Source organism: Micromonospora sp. M51 (assembly GCF_018070305.1).
Taxonomy (GTDB): domain Bacteria; phylum Actinomycetota; class Actinomycetes; order Mycobacteriales; family Micromonosporaceae; genus Micromonospora; species Micromonospora parva.
In genome coordinates this window covers 1-1,836 of record NZ_JAGPXZ010001007.1, presented here as the reverse complement: position 1 = coordinate 1,836, position 1,836 = coordinate 1, and the positions used below count along the sequence as shown (strand labels likewise).

Annotated in this window: 2 protein-coding genes; both read left to right on the top strand. The window is 73.8% G+C overall.

The window, feature by feature from the left end; all coding sequences use genetic code 11:
• The first annotated feature begins 8 nt into the window (after window positions 1–8).
• Window positions 9–1,142 carry an aminotransferase class III-fold pyridoxal phosphate-dependent enzyme gene (locus KBX53_RS36690; RefSeq protein WP_247676520.1) on the top strand — a complete coding sequence of 378 codons (1,134 nt, stop codon included), beginning with the start codon at window positions 9–11 and terminating at the stop codon, window positions 1,140–1,142.
• Complete coding sequence (locus KBX53_RS31825) at window positions 1,139–1,654, top strand: arginine repressor (RefSeq protein ID WP_210863518.1); 516 nt, start codon at window positions 1,139–1,141, stop codon at window positions 1,652–1,654. The genes KBX53_RS36690 and KBX53_RS31825 overlap by 4 nt, the downstream gene beginning before the upstream one ends.
• The last annotated feature ends 182 nt before the right edge of the window (window positions 1,655–1,836 follow it).

The window sequence follows — 1,836 nt, the reverse complement described above, 5'->3', positions numbered from 1 at the left end:
GCGCCGAGCTGCTGTTGGCGCTCGCCGGCCGACCGGGGCGGGTCTTCTTCGCCAACTCGGGCGCGGAGGCGAACGAGGCGGCGTTCAAGCTGTCCCGGCGCACCGGCCGCACCCAGGTGGTGGCCACCAGGGGTGGCTTCCACGGCCGTACCATGGGTGCTCTCGCGTTGACCGGCCAACCGGCGAAGGCCGACCCGTTCCGGCCGTTGCCCGGCGAGGTGACCCACGTCGACTACGGCGATGTCGCCGCCCTCGACGCGGCCGTCTCCGACGCCACCGCGATGGTGATCCTGGAACCCGTTCAGGGTGAGAACGGCGTGCTCGTCCCGCCGGCCGGTTATCTCGCGGCGGCCCGGCGGATCACCGCCCGGCACGGCGCGCTGCTGGTCCTCGACGAGGTGCAGACCGGCATCGGGCGCACCGGGCACTGGTTCGCGCACCAGGCCGAGGGGGTGGAGCCGGACGTGGTCACCCTGGCCAAGGGGTTGGGTGGCGGGCTGCCCATCGGGGCGACGCTGGCGTTCGGCCCCGCCGCGGACCTGCTCACTCCCGGCTCGCACGGCACCACGTTCGGCGGCAACCCGGTCAGCTGCGCGGCGGCGCTCGCCGTGGTGGCGACCATCGCCAACGAGGGGCTGCTCGACAACGTCAAGCGGGTCGGTGAGCGGTTGCGTCGCGGCATCGAGGCGCTGGGCCACCTGCTGGCCGGGGCGACGGCCGGGATGCACGTGCGGATCGCCGGCCCGGCCGGGTTCGCTCCGGACGCGGCGGTGGTGCAACGGGCCGCGCGGATCGCGGCCCAGACCGGCGGGTCGGTGCGGGTGCTGACCGACCCGGTCCAGGCGGTACGCGACGCCGACGTGCTGGCCACCGACACCTGGACGTCGATGGGGCAGGAGTCCGACGGGTTGGACCGGATCACGCCGTTCCTGCCGTACCAGGTGAACAAGGAGTTGCTCGGCCAGGCCGCGCCGGACGCTATCGTGCTGCACTGCCTGCCGGCGCACCGCGGCGAGGAGATCACCGACGAGGTGCTCGACGGCCCGCAGAGCGCGGTCTTCGACCAGGCGGAGAACCGGCTGCACGCCCAGAAGGCGCTGCTGACGTTCCTGCTGGACGCCGCGACCGGGGAGTCCCGATGACCGCACCGTTGACCCGCGCGGCCCGGCACGCCCGGATCGTGGAGCTGATCCGCGACCGGGCGATCCGGTCGCAGACCGAGCTGGCCGACCTGCTCGCCGCCGACGGCGTGGGCGTCACCCAGGCCACTCTCTCGCGGGACCTGGAGGAGTTGGGCGCGGTCAAGGTGCGCGGCGGCGACGGTCCGGCCGTCTACCTGATCCCCGAGGACGGTCAGCGACCGTTGCGCGACGCCGAGGCCGCTCCGGCCCGGCTGGTACGACTGCTGCGCGAACTGCTCAACGGGGTCGACTCCAGCGGCAACATCGCCGTGCTGCGGACCCCGCCGGGCGCGGCCCAGTACCTGGCCAGCGCGTTGGACCGGGCGGGTCTGCCCGAGATCGTCGGCACCATCGCCGGCGACGACACCATCCTCGTCGTGGCCCGTGAGGCCGTCGGCGGGGCGGCGCTGGGGGAGAAGCTCGCCGGCTGGGCCCGCCGCGACGACACCATCGACGGGACCACCGCCTCATGACGCGGCGGAGCGTGAAGAGTGACCGAGCGCGGCGAGTGAGCCCCGCAGTCGCGAGCGAAAGGCAACCAGAGCAATGATGGGCGACGTGGACGACAAGAGCCTTACCGAGAACAGTGCCGCCACCAACCGGACGAGCCTCTGGGGTGGCCGGTTCGCGGGCGGCCCCGCCGAGGCGCTCGCCC

Excerpts from the sequence above, each read along its gene's own strand:
- KBX53_RS31825 (WP_210863518.1), top strand. The coding sequence starts at position 1,139 with ATGACCGCACCGTTGACCCGCGCGGCCCGGCACGCCCGGATCGTGGAG.